Raw genomic sequence first — 24,745 nt, forward strand, 5'->3', positions numbered from 1 at the left:
TCGGAGTGACGACATGACTTACGAGACCACACGCCGCACGGTCCTCCTCGCGACGGGCGCGACGGGCGCGGTGGTGCTCGTCGCGGCCTGCGGCGGGGGCGGCGACGACAACGGCTCCACGTCGACGAGCGCCCCGGCCGGTAAGGCACTGACCTCCACCAACAAGATCCCCGTGGGCGGCGGCAAGATCTTCGAGGAAGAGAAAGTCGTGGTGACCCAGCCCGACCAGGGCCGGTTCAAGGCCTTCTCCGCGATCTGCACCCACATGGGCTGCACGGTGACGACCGTCTCCGACGGCACCATCAACTGCCCCTGTCACGGCAGCAAGTTCCACGTCGCCGACGGCTCGGTGGCCCACGGCCCGGCGACACGGCCGCTGCCCGCCGAGCAGATCACCGTGGAGGGAAACTCGGTTCGCCTGACGTGAGGGTGGAGGGTCCCCGTCCCGGCGGGTCCATGAGACGTTCATTCGGTGCGCGTACGGCCAGCGCCGCAAGCTGGAAGCCGACGTCCGCACCAACGGCGCCCCACTCAGGAAGCACGCGATGCACCGGCGGCACGTGGAGGACTTCCTCGCCCGCGCCCGCCGCGCCTCGCCCTGCAGGCGGACCGTACGACGAGGTCGACCAGGGCGTCGTGGACGACCGGAGCCGGCGGCAGGACTGAGGCCTCCTGCCTGCACCTCGCCGCTGCGCGGTAGTGGCGGGCGCCGGAGAGGTCGCGAACAGTTGCCCTCACGCGTCCCAGAGCGCGCCGAGGGTCAGCAGGTCGCTCCGGTACTCGATCCGGTCGGCCCACTCGCCCGGCCAGGCCTCCGCGCCCAGGTACGCGCCGGCGAAAGCACCGGCCAGGCAGGCGATCGAGTCCGAGTCGCCGGCGGTGCAGGCGGCGCGGCGCAGGGCCGTGAGCGGCTCGTCGGCGAAGAGCAGGAAGCACAGCAGCCCGGTCGCCAGGGCCTCCTCGGCGATCCAGCCCTCGCCGGTGGCCAGGCACGGGTCGTCCTCGGGCGAGACCGTGCGGACGGCGTGCTGGAGCCGGTCGAGGATCGCCAGGCACTCGTCCCAGCCGCGCGCGATGAACTGCTCGGGGCTCGGGTCCTGGGCGCGGCGCCACAGGTCGCCGAGCCAGCGCTCGTGGTAGTGGCTGCGGTTCTCCAGGGCGTACGAGCGGAGCAGACCGATCAGCCCGGCCGGCTCGGCGCCCTGCGCGAGCAGCCGTACGGCGTGCGCGGTGAGGTCGGACGCGGCGAGCGCGGTGGGGTGCCCGTGGGTGAGGGCGGACTGCAACTGGGCGGCGCCCGCGCGCTGTTCGTCGCTCAGGCCGGGGACCAGCCCCAGGGGCGCGACCCGCATGTTGGCGCCGCAGCCCTTGGAGTGGATCTGACTGGCGTCCTGCCAGAGGCGGGATTCGTCCTTCAGCAGCGAGCAGGCCTTCAGGCAGGTGCGCCCGGGAGCCCGGTTGTTCTCCGGCGACTGATACCAGTCCACGAACTCCTCACGCAGGGGACGGACCAGTCGCAAGGGCGTGAGCAGCCCCCGGTCCATCGCCGTCCGCACCGCCCGTCCGAGGGCCAGCGTCATCTGCGTGTCGTCGGAGACATAAGCCCTCTTCGGCAACGCCAGCTCGCGCCACGGTCCGTGCTTGGCGACGATCGACGCCACATCACTGAACTCGGTCGGATACCCCAGCGCGTCCCCCAGGGCGAGGCCGGTGAGCGCTCCGGTGGCGGCTTGCTTGTAGACGAGCGTGGTCATGTCAGAAGTCCTTCCGTCCCCGCGCCCTGAAGGACACGGGGAACTCACGGCGCTCGGGGTGTCCCGTAAGCCTAGAGATCGACTTCCTGCATCAGCATGCCGACCTCCGTGTTGGACAGCCGCCGCAGCCAGCCGGACTTCTGGTCGCCGAGGGTGATCGGGCCGAAGGCGGTGCGCACCAGCTTGTCGACCGGGAAGCCGGCCTCCGCGAGCATCCGGCGCACGATGTGCTTGCGGCCCTCGTGGAGCGTGACCTCGACGAGGTAGTTCTTGCCGGTCTGCTGGACGACCCGGAAGTGGTCCGCGCGCGCGTAGCCGTCCTCCAGCTGGATGCCGTCCTTGAGCTGCTTGCCCAGGTCACGCGGGATCGGGCCCACGATGTGCGCGAGGTAGGTCTTCTTCACGCCGTACTTGGGGTGGGTCAGCCGGTGGGCCAGCTCGCCGTGGTTGGTGAGCAGGATGACACCCTCGGTCTCGGTGTCGAGCCGGCCGACGTGGAAGAGCCTGGTCTCGCGGTTGGTGACGTAGTCACCGAGGCACTGCCGGCCCTCCGGGTCCTCCATGGTGGAGACGACCCCGGCGGGCTTGTTCAGCGCGAAGAACTGGTAGGCCTGCGTGGCGACGGTCAGCCCGTCGACCTTGATCTCGTCCTTCTCCGGGTCGACCCGCCGCCCCTGCTCCAGCACGATCTCGCCGTTGACCTCGACCCGGGCCTGTTCGATCAGCTCCTCGCAGGCGCGCCGGGAGCCGAAGCCCGCGCGGGCGAGGACCTTCTGGATCCGCTCGCCCTCCTGCTCGGCGCCCGGGAAGGTCTTGGGCAGCTTGACGTCCTTCTTCCCGGCGTACCGGTCGCGGTTGCGCTCCTCGATCTGCGCCTCGTACTCGCGGGGGCGTGCCGGGGCCGTACGCCCGCGCTGCTGGGGCTGCTTGGGCCCGCCCTTGGCGCCGCCGCGCGCCGCACCGCCGCGCCCGGACTTGGGTCCCTCCTTCGTCGCTCCGGGGCCCACGTCGTAGCGGCGCTCCTCGGGGCGGGGCTTGCGGGGGCGGCCCTGCCCCTGCTGCTTCTGGTCCCTGTCGTTACCGGCGCCGCGGTGGTTACCGCGTCCGCCGCTCTTGCCGCTGCCGCTGCTTCGCATCAAAGTTCCGTCTGGTCGTCTTCGTCGTCGGTACCCGGGGTGACCGGGCGGCCCGGCACGTCGCCATCAGGCGCGTCCGGGTCGAACGACGGTACGCCTTCCTGGGTCTCGGCCTCGATCGCCTCCGCCTCCGGGAGGAAGGGCGCGAGTTCCGGGAGCTCGTCCAGACCGCGCAGGCCCATCCGCTCCAGAAAGTAGTTCGTCGTCGTGTACAGGATCGCACCTGTTTCGGGTTCCGTGCCCGCCTCCTCGATCAGACCCCGCTGGAGGAGGGTGCGCATGACGCCGTCGCAGTTGACTCCGCGTACGGCGGAGACCCGGCTGCGGCTGACCGGCTGCCGGTACGCGACGACGGCCAGGGTCTCCAGGGCGGCCTGGGTGAGGCGGGCCTGCTGGCCGTCCAGCACGAACCGCTCGACGGCCGGGGCGTACTCGGCGCGGGTGTAGAACCGCCAGCCGCCCGCCACGAACCGCAGTTCGAAGCCGCGGCCCTGGACGGTGTACTCGTCGGCCAGCTCGCGCAGGGCGTCCGCGATCTGGCGCCTGGGCCGCTCCAGTATCTTCGCGAGGTGCTCCTCGGTCGCCGGCTCGTCCACGACCATCAGGACGGCCTCCAGCGCGGGCTTGAGATCGAGGCCGGCGACGGCACGCAGCCCGGCCGGGACGTCGGTGGCTTCCTGGCTCATGCCTTCTTCTCCTCCTTCGGCGGCTCGGGCGGCCGGTCGAACTCGTCGGTGACGGTCGGTGTCTCGTCCCCGTCCCCACCGGTCCACCGCACGAGCAGCTCGCCGAGCGCGGTCTCCTGCTCCAGCGCGACGGCCTTCTCGCGATACAGCTCCAGCAGCGCCAGGAACCGGGCCACGACGGTCAGTGTGTCGTCGGTGTCCGCCACGAGCTCCCGGAAGCCGGCCTCCCCGAGCTCCCGGAGCCGGGCGACGACGATCGCGGCCTGCTCCTGCACGCTGACCAGCGGGGCGTGGATGTGGTCGACGTACACCTGCGGCTTGGGCTTGGGCTGCATCGCCTTCACGGCGAGCCTGGCGAACCCCTCCGCGCCGATGCTGATGACCACCTCGGGCAGCAGCTCGGCATGGTGGGGTTCGAGGCCGACGGTACGCGGACAGCGCCGGGCCTCGTCGTCGAGCCGCCCGCTGAAGATGTCTGCGATCTGCTTGTACGCGCGGTACTGGAGCAGCCGGGCGAAGAGCAGGTCCCGGGCCTCGAGCAGCGCGAGGTCGGCCTCGTCCTCCACCTCGGCGGCGGGCAGCAGCCGTGCCGCCTTCAGATCGAGCAGCGTGGCCGCGACGACGAGGAACTCGGTCGTCTCGTCCAGATCCCAGTCCGGCCCCATCGCCCGGATGTACGCCATGAACTCATCGGTCACCTTCGACAGCGCGACCTCGGTGACGTCCAGCTTGTGCCGGGAGATCAGCTGGAGCAGCAGATCGAAGGGCCCCTCGAAGTTGGCGAGCCGGACCTTGAAGACCCCGTCGTCGCCGCCGGGAACGCCCGGGACGCCCTCGGCTCCCGGCGCCGGAACGGCGACCTCGGCGTCGGTACCGGCCGCAGGGGCGGAAGCGAGCGCCTGGCGCCGGGACCCGGTCTCCACGGACTCGGCGGCCAGGGCCGCGGCCTCGGTCGCAGCCACCGGCCCGGGGGCGGGATGCGCACGCTCCGCCGCCGGATGACCGGCCTCGGGCCCGGACGCGTCGTCCCCCTCCGGGGAAACGCCGCCACGGCCCGCCCCGGTGGCGGCGGCAGCCGCGGGGTCCGCCGGGGCGGGCCCGGCCGCACGCTCCGGTCGAGTCGTTCCGGCCGCCGTCCCCGGCTCGGCAGGGACCTGCCGCTCCACAACCGCGGGCGACTCCTCGGCGACCAACCCCTGCGCCCCGGCGTCCTCGGAGGTCACGCCCGACTCGGCCGTACCCGCAAGCGACTCACCGGGCTCGACCGCGTCCACCGGCTCGACCGGCGAAGCCCCCGGCCCCCGACCCAGCGCACGCCGACGCCCGGACGGGCCGCTGGGCGGTGGTGGGGAGGCGTTCGAGGTCATGGCCCCCGCAGGCTACCGCTACCGCCCGCGCAGCCGTCGTACGAGGATGCTGGCGTCCCCGCGGGTCTCCAGGTCGGCGAGGACCACGGCGACCGCCTCGCGGACGATACGGCCTCGGTCGACGGCCAGGCCGTGCTCGCCGCGGAGCACGAGACGGGCGTGCTCCAGGTCCATGAGCTCCTCGGCCGACACGTAGACCGTGATCTTCTCGTCGTGCCGCTCACGGCCGCTGGGACGGCGTGCGGCGGCCCGCCCGCGCTTGCGGGGTGCCGCCGCGGCGGCACCGGCCGCACCCGCGGCAGAACCTTCCTGCGCCGCCTGCCGACGGGCGGAGCCGGAGCGGCTGCGGGACTCCCCGGCCTCGGCCGACTCCGCGTCCGCCGCGACATGCTCCGCGCCCTCGCCGTCACCGCCCTGCGCGGGCACCGACTGCGGCGCGTCCTCCGCGGCCGTGGCCGCTGCCGCCACCGCGTCGCCCTCCCCCGCCGGAGCGGGCACCCGGGCGTCGCCGTTGGCCTGACGCCTGGGCTGGGACGACTGAAGCCCCATCCCCCCTGTCGTACGGAAGAGTTCGTCGGCCCCCGGCAGACTCACTCGGCGTGACACCGGGCGAGCACCTCCCTGGCGAGCTGGCGGTAGGCGGCGGCACCGACGGAGTTGGAGGCGTACGTGGTGATCGGCTCACCGGCGACCGTGGTCTCCGGGAAGCGGACCGTGCGCCCGATGACCGTGTGGTAGACGTGATCGTCGAACGCCTCGACGACACGCGCGAGCACCTCACGGCTGTGCACCGTGCGCGAGTCGTACATCGTGGCGAGGATCCCGTCGAGCTCCAGGTCGGGGTTGAGCCGCTCCTGGACCTTCTCGATGGTCTCCGTCAGCAGGGCCACACCACGGAGGGCGAAGAACTCGCACTCCAGCGGCACGATCACCTTGTGCGCGGCCGTCAGGGCGTTGACCGTGAGCAGGCCGAGCGAGGGCTGGCAGTCGATGACGATGAAGTCGTAGTCGTCCAGCAGCGGCTTCAGCGCGCGCTGCAGGGTCGACTCGCGGGCGACCTCGGAGACCAGCTGGACCTCGGCCGCCGACAGGTCGATGTTGCTGGGCAGCAGGTCCATGTTGGGGACCGCCGTCTTCAGCAGCACCTCGTCGGCCGCCATCCCCCGCTCCATGAGCAGGTTGTAGACGGTGAGGTCGAGTTCCATCGGGTTGACGCCGAGTCCGACCGACAGCGCGCCCTGCGGGTCGAAGTCCACGAGCAGGACCCGGCGTCCGTACTCCGCGAGCGCGGCACCCAGGTTGATGGTCGACGTGGTCTTGCCGACGCCGCCCTTCTGGTTGCACATCGCGATGATCTTCGCGGGTCCGTGGTCGGTCAGCGGACCCGGGATCGGGAAGTACGGCAGCGGGCGCCCGGTCGGGCCGATGCGCTCCCTGCGCTGTCTGGCCGCGTCGGGCGCGAGAGTGGCCGCGTACTCGGGGTCGGGCTCGTACTCCGCGTCGGGGTCGTAGAAGTGCCCCTCGGGCAGTTCGTCGTAGTCGGCGAAGTGGTTGTGGGGCGCGCCACTTCCGTCGCCGGCCATGGCGTTCACGTGATGGCCATCCATCTTCTGGTGTGCAGTGTGAGTCGCCTGCTGACTCTGGTGGGCTGCGAAGGTGCGCACAGCGACGGAGCCGACAGCAGCGAACCCCGCGGGACCCTGGCCCCGTGCAGGCATTCCTGGTTGACCACCCCCGGGAGTAAATGTCGACTCATTCACAAGTCGTCTTACCTCCTTGGTGACCAGGAAACTTCTAGACAGGTCAGCGTGGCACCATGCCGACGGTTGGCGACTCTATGGCGTGTCGGGCGTCCGCAGCAACACAATCCGCCGGACCCGGCCCGATGTGTCGGCAATGAAACATCCCTCTGTCAAGGGCGTACGGCCGTCGCACGGCAGGTTTCACCGGTGTGCGAATCGGTTGAAGGGTTACGTTCGAGGCGAGTTGCCCGAGAATCGCGAAGTGACCATACACACATCCGGCCGGACCTTGTCGGGCAAGGTCCGGCCTGGTGCGCGGCGTTGACGACCTGTGTTGACGTATCGCCTTTACGTGTTGGTCACTTGGTCGACTCTGCGGCCCGCGGGGCTCAGCCGAGCAGCGAGGACAGCTCGACGTGCTCCACGTCGTGCGCCTCGGCGACCTCCTTGTAAACGACCTTGCCGTCGTGGGTGTTGAGACCCTTGGCCAGCGCCGGGTCACGGCGCAGCGCGTCCGCCCAGCCGTGGTCGGCGAGTTCCACGATGTAGGGCAGCGTGGCGTTGGTCAGCGCGTAGGTGGAGGTGTTCGGCACCGCGCCGGGCATGTTGGCGACGCAGTAGAAGACCGAGTTGTGGACCCGGAAGGTCGGCTCGGCGTGGGTGGTCGGACGGGAGTCCTCGAAGCAGCCGCCCTGGTCGATCGCGATGTCGACAAGGACACTTCCGGGCTTCATCCGCGAGACGAGCTCGTTGGTGACCAGCTTCGGGGCCTTCGCGCCGGGGACCAGCACCGCGCCGATGACGAGGTCGGCCTCCAGGCAGGCCTTCTCCAGCTCCAGGGCGTTGGAGACGACGGTCTGGATCTTCGTGCCGAAGATCTTGTCGGCCTCGCGGAGCTTGTTGACGTCCTTGTCGAGCAGGGTCACGTGGAAACCCAGGCCGATGGCGATCTGCGCCGCCTGCCAGCCGGAGACGCCGCCGCCGATGACGACGGCCCGGCCGGCCAGGACGCCGGGGACGCCGCCGGGCAGCACGCCGCGGCCGCCGTTGGCCCGCATCAGGTGGTAGGCGCCGACCTGCGGGGCCAGCCGGCCCGCGACCTCGGACATCGGGGCGAGCAGCGGCAGCGCGCGGCCGGGCAGCTCGACCGTCTCGTAGGCGATCGCCGTGGTGCCGGACTCCAGCAGGGCGTCCGTGCACTCCTTGGAGGCGGCCAGGTGCAGGTAGGTGAAGAGCGTCTGGTCCTTGCGGAGGCGGTGGTACTCCTCGGCGATGGGCTCCTTGACCTTCAGCAGCAGGTCGGCGGCGGCCCAGACCTCGTCGGCGGTGTCCAGGATCCGCGCGCCGGCGGCGACGTACTCCTCGTCCGTGATCGAGGAGCCGACGCCGGCGCCGCGCTCGATGACGACCTGGTGGCCATGACGCACCAGCTCGTGCACGCCGGCGGGGGTGATGGCCACCCGGAACTCGTTGTTCTTGACCTCGCGGGGGATGCCGACCTTCACGTCGATCACGGTCCTTGACTCAGAGGGTATGGGCGCATTACTAGACATACCCGGGCGCACACGGGCACACCGGGAGAGACCGCAGGAGAACGTGCGGCAGAGCCAGTCTAATGAAGGTGTTCCCGCTGTCTAGCCTTTCATTACATCAATCTTCAGCGGATGTGCCACGGATTTCGCAGGCGTGAGGCTCCGGTTTCCGATGTGAGTCGGCGTCGGAGGCCGTCACGGGCTCCTCGTCGTCCTCCTCGTACTCCCCGAGAATCCGCTCGGCGGCCCCCCGGTGCAGCCGGGCCGACGCGGGGTCGCCGAGGTGCTCGAGGGTGTCGGCGACCCGCAGATGCAGCGCCGCCTGCAACCGCGTGTCCCCGGCCCGCCGCGCCCATTCCACGGCCTCCCGGCAGGTGCGCAGCGACTCCTCGGGCCGGCCCGCGTACTCCTGGACCCGCGCCAACTCGCTCAGCGCCCGCGCCTGGGCGGCCAGGTCACCGTTCTTGCGGTGCCCGGCGATCGCCGCGCGCCAGTTCCGCAGGGCCTCGCCGTAGCGGCCGGCGTAGGTGTGCGCGGCGGCGATCCGCCCGTACAGCCGGGCGGCCTCGGCGCGCTCGTCCCGGGCGAGCCGCTCGACCAGGGCCCGGCCGAACCAGTCGGCGGCCCGGTCGAAGTCACCGAGCTCCAGGTGCGCACCCCCTACGGATTCCATCGCGCGCCCGGTCGCGTACGGATCGTTCACCTCGCGTCCGGCGTCCAGCGCGGCCCGGTAGCGGGCCAGCGCGTCGGCCGTGCGGCCGGTCCGGGCGTCCAGGTCGCCGAGGTTGAGCAGGGCGGCGGCCCGCTCGCGGGGCAGGTTCCGGCGCTCGGCCACGTCGAGGACCAGGCTGTGGATGTCGTACAGGTCGGGCGCCGCCGCCCGCGTGCCGACATGCGCCACCATGGCCCGTACCAGCTGGGACATCAGCCGCCGCGCCAGGGTGTCCAGCTGCCCGTCGGCGACCGCGAGCCGGGCCGAGGCCAGTAGCGCCGGCCGGGTCACGCGCAGCCAGTCGGCGGCCGCCCGCGGCGTGGCAAAGCGCAGGGCGCGCGGCAGGTCGAGGAGCTTCTGGCGGGCCTGGGGGCTGTCGGTCTCGGTGATCGCCCTGCAGGCCTGGAGCAGCCGTACCGTCCGCTCCAGCATGCGGGCGCGGGCCAGCTGGAGCTCGGCCGGGCGCTCGTGGCGCTCGGCGAGGACCCGGAGCCGGTCGTGCAGACAGCCCGGCACCTCGTACTGCGGCAGCGGCGAGTCCACCGCGTGCAGGAAGCCGAGGGCGACGAAGTCGTCGAGGGTGCTGCGGGCGCTGTCGACCGAGCAGCCGACGAGCGCGGAGGCGGTCTGCGGGTCGACGAGTCCGGCCGGGGCGAGGGCGAGCAGGCGCAGCATCCGGGCGGGGGTGGCGGGCAGGGCGGCGTAGGCGAGACGGAAGACCCGGCTCAGCGCGGTGCCCTCGCCGTCTTCGGCGCGCAGTTGCTTGGCGAGGTCGGAGACGGCCGCCTTGGGGCGGGCGGCGAGCCAGCCGCCCGCCAGCATCAGCGCGGCCGGCTGCCCCTGGCACTCCTCGGCGAGGCCCTCGGCGGCCCGGGGGTCGACGGTGATGCGGACCGAGCCGGTGTGCCGGGACAGCAGCTCCACCCCGGACTTGGCGTCCAGGCCGCCCAGGGTGCACGGGCGGACGTCCGAGATGCCGGTCAGCGGGCCCTCGGAGACCGCGACGACCAGGCACTCCGGAGTGTCGGGCAGCAGGGCGTCGACCTGCTCGGCGTCGGCCGCGTCGTCCAGCAGGAGCAGCACCCGGCGGTCGGCCAGGGCGGTGCACAGGGCGTCGGTGAGGTCGTCTTCGCAGGCGCCTGCCGGGGCCTCCTGGTCCAGGGCGCGGAGTAGGTCCCGGGCGGTGCGCCCGACCGGCACGGGGGTGCCGTCGGACTCGCTCAGACGGGCGCGCAGGACCCCGTCCGGGTAGCGGTCCGCGATCTGCCGGACCAGCTCCTCGGCGAGTGCGGTGCGCCCCGAGCCGGGCCGGCCGGCGATGAGCAGCACGCGCGCGCGTGGGGGCTTACGGCCGGCGAGGGTGTCGAGGCCGGCGCGCTCGATGTCGGCACGCAGTTCCTTCAACTCCCGTGTGCGGCCCAGGAATCGGCTCTCCCGGCAAGCGTGTCCGGTCAGCCGCACGTCGCCTGTCTCCACGACCTGATCCGTCACGGGCCACACTCCCGTCCCACCACACACACAAGCCCGCCGGGACTCCGGTCCGGGCGTGAACAGAGCCTAGTTCACGCTCTGCAACGCCCCGGCCGGAGCACGACGGGCACGGCGGGCACATCCCCCGATCGGATCAACCGATCTTCACACCGGCAAGGATCCAGGGCGGGATTCAGGTCCCCTTCACGCCTCGAAGGGACGCGCCGGCCACGGTGCCTGGGCCGGGCGCAGCGCGTCCAGACCCTCGCCGGCGCGCGCGGCCACCAGGGAGAGGACGCCCACGACGAGGCAGTTGTTGTGCAGCTCCCCGGCCAGCACGCCCCGGACGAGCTCCTCGACCGGCACCCGGTCGAGCTCCATGTCGGCCTCTTCCTCCTCGACCGCGAAACGCTCGCCCTCGGCCTCGGACAGACCACGGGCGAGGAAGATCCGGACGGCCTCGTCGCAGCCGCCGGGGGTGGTGTAGACGTCGGTCAGCACCCGCCAGTCCTCGGCCTTGACGTGCGCCTCCTCGTACAGCTCGCGCTGCGCGGCGTGCAGCGGGTTCTCGCCGGGGACATCGAGCAGACCGGCCGGGATCTCCCACAGCTTGTGACGCACGGGGTGACGGTACTGCCGCAGGACCAGGACGCGGTCGGCCTCGTCGAGGGCGAGGACGGCCACGGAGCCGGGGTGGACCTGGTAGTCACGGCCGACCACGGTGCCGTCGGGCATGACCACGTCATCGGTGCGGACGGAGGTCTTGTTGCCCACGAAGGGAGTGGCCGTCGCCCGGATCTCCCACTCCTCCGGGGTGTCCTTGATCGTCATGCCTGTCCTTCCACGTGCCCCGCACGACCTGCCGAAAAGAAACCGGGGTGCACACCCTTTGAAGGAATGCACCCCGGCCACCGTACAACTGGTGTGTTACTTGGAAGTCTTCCGCTCGACCGCGGCCTTGACGAGCCCGGCGAACAGCGGGTGCGGGCGGGTCGGCCGCGAGCGCAGCTCCGGGTGCGCCTGGGTGGCGACCAGGTACGGGTGGACGTCGCGCGGGTACTCGACGTACTCGACGAGCTTGCCGTCCGGGGACGTGCCGGAGAACAGGATGCCCGCCCTCTTCTCCAGCTCGGCGCGGTAGGCGTTGTTCACCTCGTAGCGGTGCCGGTGCCGCTCCTCGACGTACTCCTTGCCGTCGTACACCTCACGCACGATCGAGCCCTCGGCCAGCTTCGCCGGGTACATGCCGAGCCGCATGGTGCCGCCCATGTCGCCCTCACCGGCGACGATGTCGAGCTGCTCGGCCATCGTGGAGATGACCGGGTGGGCGGTGGCCGGGTCGAACTCGGTGGAGTTCGCGTCCGAGATCTCGGCCAGGTTGCGCGCGGCCTCGATCACGATGCACTGCAGGCCGAGACAGAGGCCGAGCAGCGGGATCTTGTTCTCGCGGGCGTACTTGATCGCGCCGACCTTGCCGAGCACCCCGCGGTCGCCGAAGCCGCCGGGGATGCAGATGGCGTCGACGTCGCCGAGCTGTGCGGCGGCGCCCGCCGGGGTCTTGCAGTCGTCCGAGGTGACCCACTTGATCTTCACGCGGGCCCGGTTGGCGAAGCCGCCGGCGCGCAGCGCCTCGGTGACCGACAGGTAGGCGTCGGGCAGGTCGATGTACTTGCCGACCAGCGCGAGGGTGATCTCGTGGTCGGGGTTGTGGACGCGGTCGAGCAGGTCGTCCCAGGTCGTCCAGTCGACGTCGCGGAAGGGCAGGTCCAGCTTGCGGACCACGTAGGCGTCGAGGCCCTCGCCGTGCACGGTCTTCGGGATGTCGTAGATCGAGCGGGCGTCGGGGCAGGCGACGACGGCGGCCTCGTCGACGTCGCACATCAGCGAGATCTTCCGCTTGATCGCGGTCGGCACCTCGCGGTCGCAGCGCAGCACGATCGCGTCCGGCTGGATACCGATGTTGCGCAGGGCCGCAACCGAGTGCTGGGTGGGCTTCGTCTTCAGCTCACCCGAGGGGCCGATGTACGGCAGGAGCGAGATATGCACCACGAAGACGTTGTCCCGGCCGACCTCGTGCCGGACCTGGCGGACGGTCTCCAGGAACGGCAGCGACTCGATGTCGCCGACCGTGCCGCCGACCTCGGTGATCACGACGTCGACCTCGTCCGTCGCCATGCGGCGGATGCGGTGCTTGATCTCGTTGGTGATGTGCGGGATGACCTGCACGGTGTCGCCCAGGTACTCGCCGCGCCGCTCCTTGGCGATCACGGTGTTGTACACCTGGCCGGTGGTGACGTTCGCGGAACCGTCGAGGTCGCGGTCGAGGAAACGCTCGTAGTGGCCGATGTCCAGGTCGGTCTCGGCGCCGTCGTTGGTGACGAACACCTCACCGTGCTGGAAGGGGTTCATCGTGCCGGGGTCGACGTTGAGGTACGGGTCGAGCTTCTGCATCACGACGCGCAGGCCCCGGGCCTTGAGCAGCATGCCGAGGCTGGAGGCCGTCAGGCCCTTGCCGAGCGAGGAGGCGACACCCCCGGTGACGAAGATGTGCTTGGTCGTCGAATTACGAAAAGCGGCGGGCGGCATGGCCAAGACGGGGCTCCCGTGGTCGCGGTCTGGGGGTGCGGTGCGGCTGCCTGCCGGAGGTTTCCGGGGGGTTGCCGTCGCTGCGGTTCGGGGGTTTGCTGCCCACCGGTCCACGGGCTACCAGCGTATCAGCGCCGCGGCGCGATGGCTTCCGGCCACGCTCCGCGCACAGGCCGACACGGAGACGGTCACCGTCACCGGTCTCTCACCCCTTGCTCACTCGTTCGGCGTACTCACCTTGCCTGGAGGGGCACCCGGAACATCGGCGTGCGTCGTATCCTGCTCGGACACTCGCTGCCGAGCCCGCCGGCCCAACGGCACCACCCCCCGCCCGTAAGTACCGGAACAACGTGAGCTCGTCAGTTCGTTGAGCAACAATTGGCGCTTTGCATCACGGCAGAGCGACCTGTTTTGCTTCGTCGCTCAACGATGCATTGCAAGACTTGCTGAAAATCCCCCTTGACCGCACTAGCGACAGCCCCCTTGCGGGGTGACGTGGCCGTTCGACTGGAGTTGCACGTGGCCGGGCGCATCGAAGATTACGCACTCATCGGAGACATGCAGACCGCTGCCCTGGTCTGCCGGGACGGCACAGTGGACTGGCTGTGCCTGCCCCGCTTCGACTCGCACGCCATCTTCGCCGGCCTGCTGGGCAACGAGGAGCACGGCTTCTGGCGGCTCGGCCCGGCGTACGCCTCCGACCAGCAGCCGCCCACCGCGGCCCGGCGCAGCTACCGCGGTGACTCGCTGATCCTGGAGTCCGAGTGGGACACCCAGCGGGGCACGGTCCGGGTGACCGATTTCATGCCGCCTCGTGACGGCGCCCCGCAGCTGATCCGGATCGTGGAGGGCGTCTCGGGCCGCGTGCCGATGCGCTCGGCGCTGCGGATGCGGTTCTCCTACGGGCGGGTGGTGCCGTGGGTGCACAAGCACGACGGGCGCACGGTGGCCGTGGCGGGTCCCGACTCCGTGTGGTTCGACACATCCGCGGAGACGTACGGCAAGTCCCTGACGACGTACGCGGATTTCACGGTCGCTCCGGGTGACCGGATCGCGTTCACGATCTCCTGGCAGCCCTCGCACAAGGAGCCGCCGCCGCTGCCCGAGCCGGAGCAGTCGCTGGAGGCGACGGAGGACTTCTGGCGCGAGTGGGTCGATCACTGTACGTACCACGGCCCCTATCGCGAGGCAGTGGTCCGCTCGCTGATCACGCTGAAGGCCCTGACGTACGCCCCGACCGGCGGCATCGTCGCCGCGCCGACCACCTCCCTGCCGGAGGACATCGGGGGTGTCCGCAACTGGGACTACCGCTACACGTGGCTGCGCGACGCGGCGATCACACTGTCCTCGCTGCTGCGCACCGGCTACCGCGAGGAGGCCCGCGCCTGGCGCGAGTGGCTGCTGCGGGCCGTGGCCGGCGACCCGGAGAACCTGCAGATCATGTACGGCATCGCCGGTGAGCGCGAGCTCGGCGAGGCGGAGCTGGACTGGCTGCCGGGCTTCGAGAACTCCACCCCGGTCCGGGTCGGCAACGGCGCCGCGCACCAGCTCCAGCTGGACGTCTACGGCGAGGTCACCGAGGCCCTGCACCTGGCCCACATGACGGGCCTCGCGCGCAACGACTACGCCTCGCTCCTCCAGCTGAAGCTGATCCGCTACCTGGAGGACCACTGGCAGGAGCCGGACGAGGGCATCTGGGAGGTGCGCGGCCCGCGCCGCCACTTCGTGCACTCCAAGGTGATGGCCTGGGTCGCCGTCGACCGCACGATCAAGCTGATCGAGTCCGGCGACGCGGACGGCCCGCTGGAGCGGTGGAAGGAACTGCGCGACGACATCCACCGGGACGTGTGCGAGAAGGGCTACGACAAGGAACGCAACACCTTCACGCAGTCGTACGGCTCGAAGGAGCTGGACGCGTCGCTGCTGCTGATCCCGCAGATGGGCTTCCTGCCGCCGGACGACAAGCGCGTCATCGGCACCATCGAGGCGATCCAGCGAGAGCTGTCCACGCCGGACGGCTTCATCCTGCGCTACCCGACGCAGGGCGACAACGAGGGCGTCGACGGCCTGCCGGGCGACGAGGGCGCGTTCCTCGCCTGCTCGTTCTGGATGGCCGACGACCTGGCGATGATCGGCCGCGTGGACGAGGCCCGCAAGCTGTTCGAGAAGCTGCTGTCCCTGCGCAACGACCTCGGCCTGCTGGCGGAGGAGTGGGACCCGCACCTCCAGCGCCAGGTGGGCAACTTCCCGCAGGCGTTCAGCCACGTGCCGCTGATCGACACGGCACTGCGTCTGACGGCTTCGGGGGCGTACGGGGGCTGAACAGGCCCGAACGGCAGGCCCCGCCTAGGCTGGAAGCGGACGATTGCCCCTTTTCGGAAGGGGGCGGCCATGGCTTCCCTCTCGAAGGCGGGCGCGGCCCTCACCGCGCTGCGCGAGGATCTCACCGGCGACGTGTTCGCCCCGGAGGACCCGGGCTACGACGAGGCCCGGGCCGTCTTCAACGCCATGATCGACCGACGGCCCGCCGTGCTCGCGCAGTGCGCCGACGAGGACGACGTCGTACGGGCCGTGCGGTTCGCCAGGGAGCTGGATCTGCCGGTCGCGGTCCGGGGCGGCGGCCACAGCGTGGCGGGCATGGCCGTGGCCGAGGGCGGCGTGGTGGTCGATCTGCGCCGGATGCACGAGGTGACCGTGGATCCGGCGGCGCAGGCGGTCCGGGTCGCCGGCGGGGCCACGATGAGCCACCTGGACCGGGCCACCGAGCCGTACGGACTGGCGACGACCGGCGGCCGTGCCTCCACCACGGGTGTCGGCGGTTTCGTGCTGGGCGGGGGCACCGGCTGGCTCGACCGCTGGTGCGGGCTCGCCGTCGACAACCTGCTCGGCGTCGAACTCGTCACCGCCGACGGCGCCCGGGTCCACGCGAGCGCCGACGAGAACCCGGACCTGTTCTGGGCGCTGCACGGCGGCGGCGGGAACTTCGGCGTCGCCACGGCGATGACGCTGCGGCTGCACGAACTGCCCGAGTTCTCCATCGCGCTGGCGCTGTTCCTGCCGGAACACGGCCCGGACGTGGTGCGCACCTTCCGCGAGGTGATCGCGCACGCGCCCGACGAGGCGGGCGGCGGCGTCCTCTACTTCACCGGCCCGCCGGCGGAGTTCGTCCCCGGGCACCTCGTGGGCACGCTCGTGTGCGCCATGCTGCTGACCTACGCCGGCGGCGAGGACGACCTGCGCAAGGTCGCCCAGCCCCTGCTGGCGCTGCCGCACGAGACCGAAATCGTCGGTGCGATGCCGTACGCCGACGTCCAGTGCATGATCGACGACCCGCCCGGCATGCGGCACTACTGGTCGGCCGAGTACCTGACGGGTGCGCCCGACGACTTCGTGGACGTCTACTGCGCGAGCGCCGAGGCCCTGCCCGTGCCCACCGGGACCCAGTACGTGCTGCTCCCGCAGGGGGGCGCCATCGCCGCCGGCCCGCATGAGTACCCGGTGCCCTACCGGGACGCTCCCTGGGCGGTGCACCCCTACGGCATGTGGGAGGACCCGGCGGACGACGAGCGGTGCGTGCGGTGGGTGCGGGACGTGCGCGCCGACGTGCGGCCGTGGAGCACCGGCGCCGTCTACCTGAACTTCATCGGCGACGAGGGCACCGACCGGGTGGTCGCGGGACTGGGCGCCGAGAACACCCGGCGGCTGGCGGAGCTGAAGCGGCGTTACGACCCGGACAACGTGTTCCGCTTCAACCACAACATCACGCCGGCCTGAGGGCCGTGAGCGTCCGCTCCCCCGCCGGGTCGCCCGCCGTGGCGGGGACGAGGGCGATCTCGTCGAGGCCGGCCTCGGCGTAGGCGTCGATGCGGGCGCGGACGGTGCCGGCGTCGCCGACGAGGGCGACGGTGTCCGCTGCCCGGGGCGGCAGGGCCCGCAGCAGGGTGTCCGGGTCGGCTCCCTTGGCGGCCAGTTCCACGACCTCGGCGAACCCCGCCTCGACGAACATGTCGCTGTAGCCCGGCACGGCGAGATAGCCGACGACACTGCGCAGGACCTGCGTGAGCGTCTCCGGCTGCGGGTCCACGGCGGCGGGCAGCCAGGCGGCCAGCCGGGGCGGCGTACGCCCGGCCCGCTCGGCGGCGGCGAGCATCCGGGCCCGCAGCATGCGGACCTGCTCGGGGGAGACGAGGTCGAGCAGCATCCGGTCGGCGTGCCCGACGGCCGCGGCGACCGCGCGTTCGCCGAACGCCGCGACGGTGAGCATGCCTCCGGGCGGCGGAAGCCTGCGCGGGAAGCCGCTGCCGGGCACGATCGGCTCGCCCGGCCGGCTGTCCATCAGCGCGCGCACGGCCGCCGCCGACTCCGCGAGCGCGGCGGCGGGCCGGGTCCGCGGCCGGCCGTGCACGCCCTCGACGACCCGCTTGCTGGACGTGCCCAGGGCCACGCCGACGGGCCGGCCGGTGACGGCCGCGGTGGACGCGGCGCCCCGGACGATGGTGAGCGGGTCGCGCACCGAGACCGGCACGGGCCCGGCCGTCAGCGCGGCCTGCCCGGTGGCCGCACCGATCGCCGTCGCCAGGACGAACGAGTCCCACGTCGGTCCCTCGCCCGCCCACACCTCCCGGTACCCGAGCCGGTCGGCGAGCACCGCCACCCGCAACGGCTCCTCGACCGGACTGTCGTCCTCCCGCCCCACGGCGACCACGCTGATGTCCATGACCGCGCCCGTACCCGGTCGTCTCCGGCGCAATCCCGGCTCCGTCGTCCATGAGATGTCCGGGAGGCACCCGCGCGGGTAGCGTCCGGCTCATGGACAGCGCGACGGACAGCGGCTACGGCACCCAGGGCGCCGGGATCACCGTGCAGCGGGCACTGGAGCTGCCGGGGCTGCGCAGCGGGCTGCCCGAGGTGCTGGCGGGCGCCGACCGGCTGGGGCGGACCGTGCGCTGGGTGCACGCCGGTGAGGTGCCGCACATCGCCTCGCTGCTCAAGGGCGGCGAGCTGCTGCTGACCACGGGCTACGGCCTCGGCACCCGCCCGGCCGAACAGCGGGCGTTCGTACGGACACTGGCCGAGCGCGGCATCGCCGCCCTGGTCGTGGAGCTCGGCCCGCGCTTCACACGGCTGCCCGCCGCCCTCGTCGACACGGCCCGCTCGGCCGGGCTGCCGCTCGTCCAGCTGCACCGCGAGGTGCCGTTCGTCACGGTCACGGAGGAGATCCACACCGAGATCGTCAACGGCCACTACGCGCTGCTCCAGCGGGCCGAGGAGGTGCACCGGCGGTGTACCGAGGCCCTGCTGGGCGGCGGCGGGGTACCTCAAGTCCTCGGCATCCTGGCCGACTTCGGCGGCAACCCCGTCTTCCTGGAGACGGCGGACGGGCAGTTGCTGTACGCCGCAGGGGCCGGTCCCGAGGGCGCGGACCCGCTCCAGGTGTGGGAGGGGCTGCGCGGCCAGCACAAGGACGAGCCGCCGCTTACGGGCTCGGTCCTGGTGGACGTGCCGGGCGGCGGGCCCGGCAGCGGGGGCGTCCGCGCGCGGCTCGTGCTGCTGCCCGTGCGGGCGTCCCTGGAGCCGGTGCACCGGATGGCGGCGGAGCGGGCCGCGGGCATCCTGGCCGTGGTGCTGATGCAGGCACGGCAGGAAGAGGAGCTGGCGGCGCGCGGGCGCGGCGACTTCCTCACGGACCTCGCCGAGGGCCGGGTCACGGCGCAAAACGCCCCGGCGCAGGCGCGCGTGCTGGGCTTCCGGCCGGGCGACGGCCCGCTGCTGCCGGTCGTCATGCGGCTCGGGGACACCCTGTCCCCGGGGGGAGGCTGGGCCGTGCTGGCCCGGGTGGTCTCCGAGGAACTGGCCTCGGTGGGCGTGCCGGTGCTGCTCGGGGTACGGCCGGTGGAGGGCCGGGTACTGGTGCTGCTGGGGCTGCGCTCGGAGCCGGAGCGGGCGACGGTGGCGGACCGGGTCGCGGCGGCGCTGCGGGCCGGGGTGGGCCGGGCCGGGATGCTGCGGCCGGGCGGTCCGCCGCCGGTGGTGGTCGTGGGGGTGGCGGGCGGCTGGACGGCTGCGGCATCGGGCCTGCGGCACGCGGCCGAGACGGCCACGGCGGCCCAGGGCCTGCCGGACCGGCCCTGGTACGACGCCCGGCGCCTGGACATCGACCTGCTGCTGTGGCGGCTGCGCGACCATCCGGACCTGGCCGCCTTCGTCGACCGGGCCCTCGGTCCGCTCCTGGAGCACGACCGGCGCTCCCGGCCGCCGCTGCTGCCCACCCTGTCGACCTACCTCGCCCACGCGGGACGCAAGGCGGAGACGGCCCGGGAGCTCCACCTCAACCGGCAGACCCTGTACAACCGCCTGGCGCGCATCGGGGAGTTGCTGGGCTCGGACCTCGACGACCCGCAGACGGTCCTGGCCCTGAGCCTGGCGCTCCGGGCCCGCAGGCACGTTCCCTAGGGCGTGTCCGGGGTGTCTATGCGAGGGGTCGGGGCTGGGTCAACTCGTCGTAGACGCTGAGCACTTGGGCGACCGTCTCGTCCTCGGTCGGCCAGGTCGCCGCCTGCCGCAGGCCCTTGGCCTTGAGCAGCTCCCGGCGCTCGGGGTCGCCGAGCAGGCGTACGACGGTGTCGGCGAGCGCCCCCGCGTCGCCGCGCGGGACGAGTTCGGCCGCGTCGCCGACAAGTTCCGGGATGCCGCCGCCATCGGTCGCGACGAGCGGCACACGCGCGTGGAGGGCCTCCTGGGCGAGGACGGAGCGCGCCTCCTCCCACCGGCTCGGCAGCAGGGCGAGGTCGGCGGCGGCGAGCAGGTCGGTGATGTCGTCGCGCCGCCCGATGAGCCGGACGGGCAGGCCCTCGCCCTCGATCCGCTCCTGGAGTTCGCCGCGCAGCGGCCCCTCGCCCGCGATCACGACCAGGGGCACGGGATCGAGCCGGCGCCAGGCGCGCGCGGCGTCCAGCAGCACGTCGTACCCGCGGTGCCGCTCCAGGGAGCCGACGGCGATCAGCAACGGCCGTCCGATGGCGCCGAGTTCGGCACGCACCTTGGGCCGCAGCCGGTCGGGATCGTCGGGCTCCACGGGCCTGCGCGGGCCGGGCAGCGCGACGGCCGCGAGCCGCGCGTCCCGCGCGCCGGTCCGCCGTGCCCGGTCCACGAGGGCCGAGGTCGTCCCCAGCACCACGGTGGCCGCCTTCACGACCCGCCGCTCCAGCACCCGCAGCAGATGGGCGCGGGCCCCGTCGCCATGCGCCCGGTCGTGCCACGTCACGACGAGCGGAGTGCGCACGCGCCTCCCACTGAGGGCGAGCACGGTGCGGAACGAGGCGTGCAGCCCGTGCGCGTGCACCAGATCGGCGTCGGCACAGGCCGCCCGCAGGGCCGCGACCGACACCGGGTCACTGCTGCGCGGCACATGCACGTGGTCGGCCCCGACACCGCTGAAGTCATAGGCGCGATCCGCCTCATAAGGGGCGCACACCGTGACTTTCACGCCCCGCGCGACGAGCCCCGCAGTCAGGGAGCGCACATGCGCACTGCTGGCCGCATTGCCTCCGCCCAGCACCTGCACGGTGCGCAACGGCGGCTGGCCATGCGGTGAGTGGCTGCTCACGGGGGTCACGTGGCCGGGCTCCTGGTTCGGGTCGGGCGATCACCGCGCAGGATTCCCACGCGTACTCCGCCAAGGATGCCAGGCCATATGCGGGTTCCGGGAACGCCCCGAAGCCCGGCGGCGCGACAGCGGGGCGCGGCATCGGGGAGACGCGCCGGGCCGGGTCACCCACACGAGTGAAGATCGGCGCACCTCCCGTCAACTACGCGACCGCTCCTCCGCTACAGAAACGCTCCTCCACTACAGATCCGCCCGAGCCGTCGCCAGCAGCTCTTCCGCGTGCGCCCGGGCCGTCTCCGAGTCCTCCTGGCCGGCGAGCATCCGGGACAGCTCCCGGACCCGCTCCTCGCCTTCCAGCACCTTCACACCGGAACGGGTGACCGAGCCGTCGTTCGTCTTCTCGACCAGCAACTGCCGGTCGGCGAAGGCGGCGACCTGCGGGAGATGGGTCACGACCACGACCTGCGCGCTCTTCGCCAGCCGCGCGAGCCGCCGGCCGATCTCGACCGCCGCCTTGCCACCGACACCGGCGTCGACCTCGTCGAAGAGATACGTCGGCACGGGATCCGTCCCCGCGAACACGACCTCCACGGCCAGCATCACGCGAGACAGCTCGCCGCCGGACGCCCCCTTGGCGATCGGCCGCGCCGGCGCGCCCGGGTGCGGGGCCAGCAGCAGCTCCACCTCGTCGGCACCCGCGGGCCCGTACGCGACCGGACGGCCGCCGACCTCGACGCCCTCCGGATCCTCGGTCTGCCGGATGTCGAAGGACACCCGCGCGTGCGGCATGGCCAGCGAGGCCAGCTCGGCGGTCACGGCGGCAGCGAACCGCTCGGCGGCCTCCGTCCGCGCGTCCGTCAACGCCTGTGCCAGCCCGCCCAGTTCGGCCCGCAGCGCGTCCCGCTCGGCGGTCAGTTCCCCGATCCGCTCGTCGTCGCCGTCGAGTTCGGTCAGCCGGGCGGCACTCCGCTCGGCCCAGGCCAGCACGGCGGCGATGTCCTCGCCGTACTTCCGGGTCAGCCCGGTGAGCGCGGCGCGCCGCTCCTCGACGGCCGCCAGCCGCAGCGGATCGGCGTCCAGATCGTCGGCGTACCCGGCGAGGTCCCCGGCCGCGTCGCGCAGCAGGATCCCGATCTCCCCGATACGGTCGGCGAGCGCGGCCAGCGCCGGGTCGTGCGACCGTACGGCGTCCAGGGCCCGCTGCGCGCCCGCGACGAGCGTCCCGGCGTCGACGCCCTCCGGGTCCTCCGGATTGCCCGCGAGCGCGGCGTGCGCGACCGCGGCGGCGGACGCCAGCGCCTCGGCGTGCCCGAGCCGCTCGGCCTCCTCGGCCAGCTCCACGTCCTCGCCGGCCCGGGGCTCGACGACGGCGATCTCGTCGAGCCCGTAGCGCAGCATGTCGGCCTCCTGGGCCCGTTCACGCGCGCGCGTGGTGATCTCGTCGAGCTCGGCGGAGACGGCCCGCAGCCGCTTGTACGCCTCGCCGTACTTGGCCAGCGGCACCGCGACCGCGTCCCCGGCGTACCGGTCGAGCGCCTGCCGCTGCCGGGACAGCTTGAGCAGCCCCTGCTGGTCGGTCTGCCCGTGCACGGCCACCAGCTCGTCGGCGAGCTCGGCGAGCACCCCCACGGGCACGCTGCGCCCGCCCAGGTGCGCCCGCGAGCGCCCCTCGGCGGAAACGGTACGGCTGATCAGCAACGCCCCGTCGTCGAGCTCGGCCCCGGCCTCCTCGGCGCGTACGGCGGCCGTGGCGTCGTCCGGGACGGTGATCCGCCCCTCCACGACGGCCTTCCCGGCCCCGATCCGCACGAGCGCCGGGTCCGCGCGCCCGCCCAGCAGCAGCCCGAGGCTGGTGACCACCATGGTCTTGCCCGCACCCGTCTCACCGGTGACCGCGGTGAACCCGGGCGACAGCTCGACAACGGCGTCGTCGATCACACCGAGCGACCGTATCCGCATCTCCTCCAACACGGACACGACCTTACGAGGTCCGGGCAACCAATTGCGACTGGCCCGTCTCTGTCACCCACGCGGGTGGATACCGACCTCCAGGGGCGCGGGGAACTGCGCGACCAGGCACAGCTGACCCGCACCCGCCGACGAAACGGAACCACCCCCCACGAACGGCTAGTGAGGAGCCCCCCGCCACCCGGAAACAGGCAGCGCGAACTTGGCCACCAGCCGATCCGTGAACGACGCATGATGCAGCCGAGCCAGCCGCACGGGCACAGCCCCCCGCCGCACCTCCACCCTCGCACCGGGCGGCAACTCCACGGTCCGCCGCCCGTCGCACCACAGAACCCCCGGCGGAATGTGTGGCAGAACCTCCACAGCCAACACAGAATCCGGCGATGTCACCAACGGCTTCGCGAACAAGGCATGGGCCGAGATCGGCACCATCAGCAACGCCTCGACCTCCGGCCACACCACGGGCCCGCCCGCGGAGAACGCGTACGCCGTCGACCCCGTGGGCGTCGCACACACGATCCCGTCACAGCCGAACCCGGTCACCGGCCGCCCGTCGATCTCCAGGACGACCTCCAGCATCCGCTCGGCGGACACCTTCTGCACGGCCGCCTCGTTCAGTGCCCAGTCCGTGTGCACGATGTCCCCGTTGCGGTGCACCACGACGTCGACGGTCATCCGCTCCTCGACCTCGTACGCCTTGGACACCACCCGGTCGACGACCTTGTCGAGGTCGTCCCGCTCGGCCTCCGCGAGGAAGCCGACCCGGCCGAGGTTGACGCCGAGCATCGGCACGCCCGACGCCCGCGCGAACTCGGCACCGCGCAGCAGCGTGCCGTCACCGCCCAGCACTATGAGCAGCTCACACCCGTCGAGGCACTGCGGAGTGGCCTCCTTGACCAGCTCCACCTCGTCCGGCAGCGGCAGGTCGCACGCCTCGGCCTCCAGGACGCGCACGCCCAGACCGGAGCGCAGCAGCCCCTTCACGACGAGCTCGGCACTGCGCACGGCGGCGGGCCGCCCCGTGTGGGCGAGCAGGAAAACAGTACGAGCTCGGTTCTCGGTCAACGCGGCCCCTCCGCCACTGCACGGTCGACATCGGCCGGGTCCAGTTCCGGTGCCCCGGCCCGCAGCCACAGAAAGTATTCGACATTCCCCGACGGCCCGGGCAGCGGACTGGCCGTCACGCCCTTCACCCCGAGCCCCAGCCCCCAGGCCTTACCGGCCACCCCCGTCACCGCTTCGGCCCGCAGCTGGGGGCTGCGTACGACTCCCCCGCTGCCCAGCCGCTCCTTCCCCACCTCGAACTGCGGCTTGACCATCATCACCAGGTCCGCGTCCGGCTTCACGCACCGCACCAGGGCGGGCAGGACCAGCCCGAGCGGGATGAAGGACAGATCCCCCACGACAAGATCCACAGGCTCCCCATCGATCTCTTCAAGTGTCAATTCGCGAACGTTCGTACGGTCCTTGACGGTGACGCGTTCATCGTTCTGAAGAGACCAGGCGAGTTGTCCGTATCCGACGTCCACGGCGACGACATGGGCGGCACCCGCCCGCAGCAGGACATCGGTGAAACCACCGGTGGACGCGCCGGCGTCGAGCGCCCTGCGCCCCTCGACGACCAGGCCCTGCGGCATGAACGCCGTCAGCGCGCCGGCGAGCTTGTGGCCGCCGCGCGACACGTAGTCGGGATCGTTCGCGTCGGCCGCGACGACGATCGCGGCCGCGGTCTCCACCTGCGTGGCGGGTTTGGTCGCGACGGTCTTGCCGACGGAGACCCGCCCGGCGGCGATCAGCTGGCCGGCATGCTCACGCGAGCGCGCGAGCTTCCGGCGGACCAGCTCCGCGTCGAGACGGCGGCGTGCGACTCCTGCCACGTTCGGTTCAGCTCCTAGGTCCGTGCTGCGACGGGGGCGCCGGGGGTCCCGGGCGGGCGTCGAGCGCGGTGAGCGCGTCGCGCAGCCCCCGGTGTACATCCTCGTACACCTCGACATGTCCGTCCGTGGCGAGGTGGTCCGCGTCGCCGAGCCGGTCCAGGGCCGCGTCCACGTCGGCGTCGCCCGTGGGGGTGCGGGGCACGTTCAGCGGGGCGGGGGCAGCCGGGTCGTCCGCCGGCTCCGGCTCGGGGGCGGGGGCGGGCGCTTCCTCCCCGTCCGGCATTTCGGGTACTGCGTCTTCCATGCCCC

At 72.4% G+C, this 24,745-nt stretch carries 20 protein-coding genes and 1 pseudogene; 5 read left to right on the plus strand and 16 right to left on the minus strand.

The window, feature by feature from the left end:
* Positions 1–13 precede the first annotated feature (13 nt).
* Positions 14–427: a Rieske (2Fe-2S) protein gene (locus QF034_RS08330; protein WP_307174318.1), complete on the plus strand. Its 414-nt coding sequence runs from the start codon at positions 14–16 to the stop codon at positions 425–427.
* Positions 428–443: 16 nt separating this feature from the next.
* Positions 444–551: pseudogene (locus tag QF034_RS08335) on the plus strand (nucleotidyltransferase); the annotation flags it as partial.
* Positions 552–734: 183 nt separating this feature from the next.
* On the opposite strand, the gene QF034_RS08340 reads toward QF034_RS08335, so the two are convergent.
* From QF034_RS08340 to pyrG, 10 genes are all read right to left on the minus strand, one after another.
* Positions 735–1,754: an ADP-ribosylglycohydrolase family protein gene (locus tag QF034_RS08340; RefSeq protein ID WP_307174319.1), complete on the minus strand. Its 1,020-nt coding sequence runs from the start codon at positions 1,752–1,754 to the stop codon at positions 735–737.
* Positions 1,755–1,825: 71 nt separating this feature from the next.
* A complete protein-coding gene (locus QF034_RS08345; protein WP_307174320.1) occupies positions 1,826–2,890 on the minus strand; it encodes a pseudouridine synthase in 1,065 nt (354 codons plus the stop codon).
* Positions 2,890–3,576: an SMC-Scp complex subunit ScpB gene (gene scpB, locus QF034_RS08350; protein WP_307174321.1), complete on the minus strand. Its 687-nt coding sequence runs from the start codon at positions 3,574–3,576 to the stop codon at positions 2,890–2,892. Before scpB ends, QF034_RS08345 begins: the two co-directional genes overlap by 1 nt.
* On the minus strand, positions 3,573–4,499 hold the full coding sequence (locus tag QF034_RS08355; RefSeq protein ID WP_370880936.1) for a segregation and condensation protein A: 927 nt from the start codon (positions 4,497–4,499) through the stop codon (positions 3,573–3,575). Before QF034_RS08355 ends, scpB begins: the two co-directional genes overlap by 4 nt.
* A gap of 462 nt (positions 4,500–4,961) precedes the next feature.
* Complete coding sequence (locus QF034_RS08360; protein ID WP_307174322.1) at positions 4,962–5,549, minus strand: hypothetical protein; 588 nt, start codon at positions 5,547–5,549, stop codon at positions 4,962–4,964.
* The gene (locus QF034_RS08365) at positions 5,534–6,661 is read right to left on the minus strand and encodes a ParA family protein (protein ID WP_082319718.1); all 1,128 of its coding nucleotides are present in this window, start codon (positions 6,659–6,661) and stop codon (positions 5,534–5,536) included. Before QF034_RS08365 ends, QF034_RS08360 begins: the two co-directional genes overlap by 16 nt.
* Positions 6,662–7,074: 413 nt before the next feature.
* Positions 7,075–8,199: an alanine dehydrogenase gene (gene ald / locus QF034_RS08370; RefSeq protein ID WP_307174323.1), complete on the minus strand. Its 1,125-nt coding sequence runs from the start codon at positions 8,197–8,199 to the stop codon at positions 7,075–7,077.
* A 136-nt stretch (positions 8,200–8,335) separates the two neighbouring features.
* Positions 8,336–10,420, minus strand: coding sequence for a tetratricopeptide repeat protein (locus QF034_RS08375; protein ID WP_307174324.1), 2,085 nt, complete (start codon positions 10,418–10,420; stop codon positions 8,336–8,338).
* Between the two features lie 183 nt (positions 10,421–10,603).
* The gene (locus tag QF034_RS08380) at positions 10,604–11,230 is read right to left on the minus strand and encodes an NUDIX domain-containing protein (protein WP_307174325.1); all 627 of its coding nucleotides are present in this window, start codon (positions 11,228–11,230) and stop codon (positions 10,604–10,606) included.
* A gap of 96 nt (positions 11,231–11,326) precedes the next feature.
* Complete coding sequence (gene pyrG / locus QF034_RS08385) at positions 11,327–12,985, minus strand: CTP synthase (RefSeq protein ID WP_086562941.1); 1,659 nt, start codon at positions 12,983–12,985, stop codon at positions 11,327–11,329.
* 519 nt (positions 12,986–13,504) lie between these two features.
* Here pyrG and QF034_RS08390 point away from each other — a divergent pair.
* Positions 13,505–15,307 carry a glycoside hydrolase family 15 protein gene (locus QF034_RS08390; protein ID WP_020275048.1) on the plus strand — a complete coding sequence of 601 codons (1,803 nt, stop codon included), beginning with the start codon at positions 13,505–13,507 and terminating at the stop codon, positions 15,305–15,307.
* 69 nt (positions 15,308–15,376) lie between these two features.
* Complete coding sequence (locus tag QF034_RS08395) at positions 15,377–16,759, plus strand: FAD-binding oxidoreductase (RefSeq protein WP_307174326.1); 1,383 nt, start codon at positions 15,377–15,379, stop codon at positions 16,757–16,759.
* On the opposite strand, the gene QF034_RS08400 is transcribed toward QF034_RS08395, so the two are convergent.
* Positions 16,746–17,702, minus strand: coding sequence for an LLM class F420-dependent oxidoreductase (locus QF034_RS08400; RefSeq protein ID WP_307174327.1), 957 nt, complete (start codon positions 17,700–17,702; stop codon positions 16,746–16,748). The genes QF034_RS08395 and QF034_RS08400 overlap by 14 nt on opposite strands.
* A 92-nt stretch (positions 17,703–17,794) precedes the next feature.
* Between QF034_RS08400 and QF034_RS08405 the strand changes: the two genes are divergently transcribed.
* Positions 17,795–19,438 carry a PucR family transcriptional regulator gene (locus QF034_RS08405; protein WP_307174328.1) on the plus strand — a complete coding sequence of 548 codons (1,644 nt, stop codon included), beginning with the start codon at positions 17,795–17,797 and terminating at the stop codon, positions 19,436–19,438.
* A gap of 16 nt (positions 19,439–19,454) precedes the next feature.
* Here the strand turns inward: QF034_RS08405 and QF034_RS08410 are convergent, their stop codons facing one another.
* From QF034_RS08410 to QF034_RS08430, 5 genes are all read right to left on the minus strand, one after another.
* Positions 19,455–20,600, minus strand: a complete 1,146-nt coding sequence (locus QF034_RS08410; RefSeq protein WP_307174329.1) for a glycosyltransferase family 4 protein — start codon at positions 20,598–20,600, stop codon at positions 19,455–19,457.
* Positions 20,601–20,831: 231 nt separating this feature from the next.
* Positions 20,832–22,550: a DNA repair protein RecN gene (gene recN, locus QF034_RS08415; protein WP_307179832.1), complete on the minus strand. Its 1,719-nt coding sequence runs from the start codon at positions 22,548–22,550 to the stop codon at positions 20,832–20,834.
* A 168-nt stretch (positions 22,551–22,718) separates the two neighbouring features.
* Positions 22,719–23,624 carry an NAD kinase gene (locus tag QF034_RS08420; RefSeq protein WP_086562948.1) on the minus strand — a complete coding sequence of 302 codons (906 nt, stop codon included), beginning with the start codon at positions 23,622–23,624 and terminating at the stop codon, positions 22,719–22,721.
* Positions 23,621–24,436, minus strand: coding sequence for a TlyA family RNA methyltransferase (locus QF034_RS08425; protein ID WP_307174330.1), 816 nt, complete (start codon positions 24,434–24,436; stop codon positions 23,621–23,623). Before QF034_RS08425 ends, QF034_RS08420 begins: the two co-directional genes overlap by 4 nt.
* Positions 24,437–24,443: 7 nt before the next feature.
* Positions 24,444–24,740, minus strand: a complete 297-nt coding sequence (locus tag QF034_RS08430; protein WP_307174331.1) for a hypothetical protein — start codon at positions 24,738–24,740, stop codon at positions 24,444–24,446.
* Positions 24,741–24,745: the final 5 nt, after the last annotated feature.

The organism is Streptomyces africanus, from assembly GCF_030816955.1.
In the GTDB taxonomy this organism is placed as follows: Bacteria; Actinomycetota; Actinomycetes; order Streptomycetales; family Streptomycetaceae; genus Streptomyces; species Streptomyces africanus.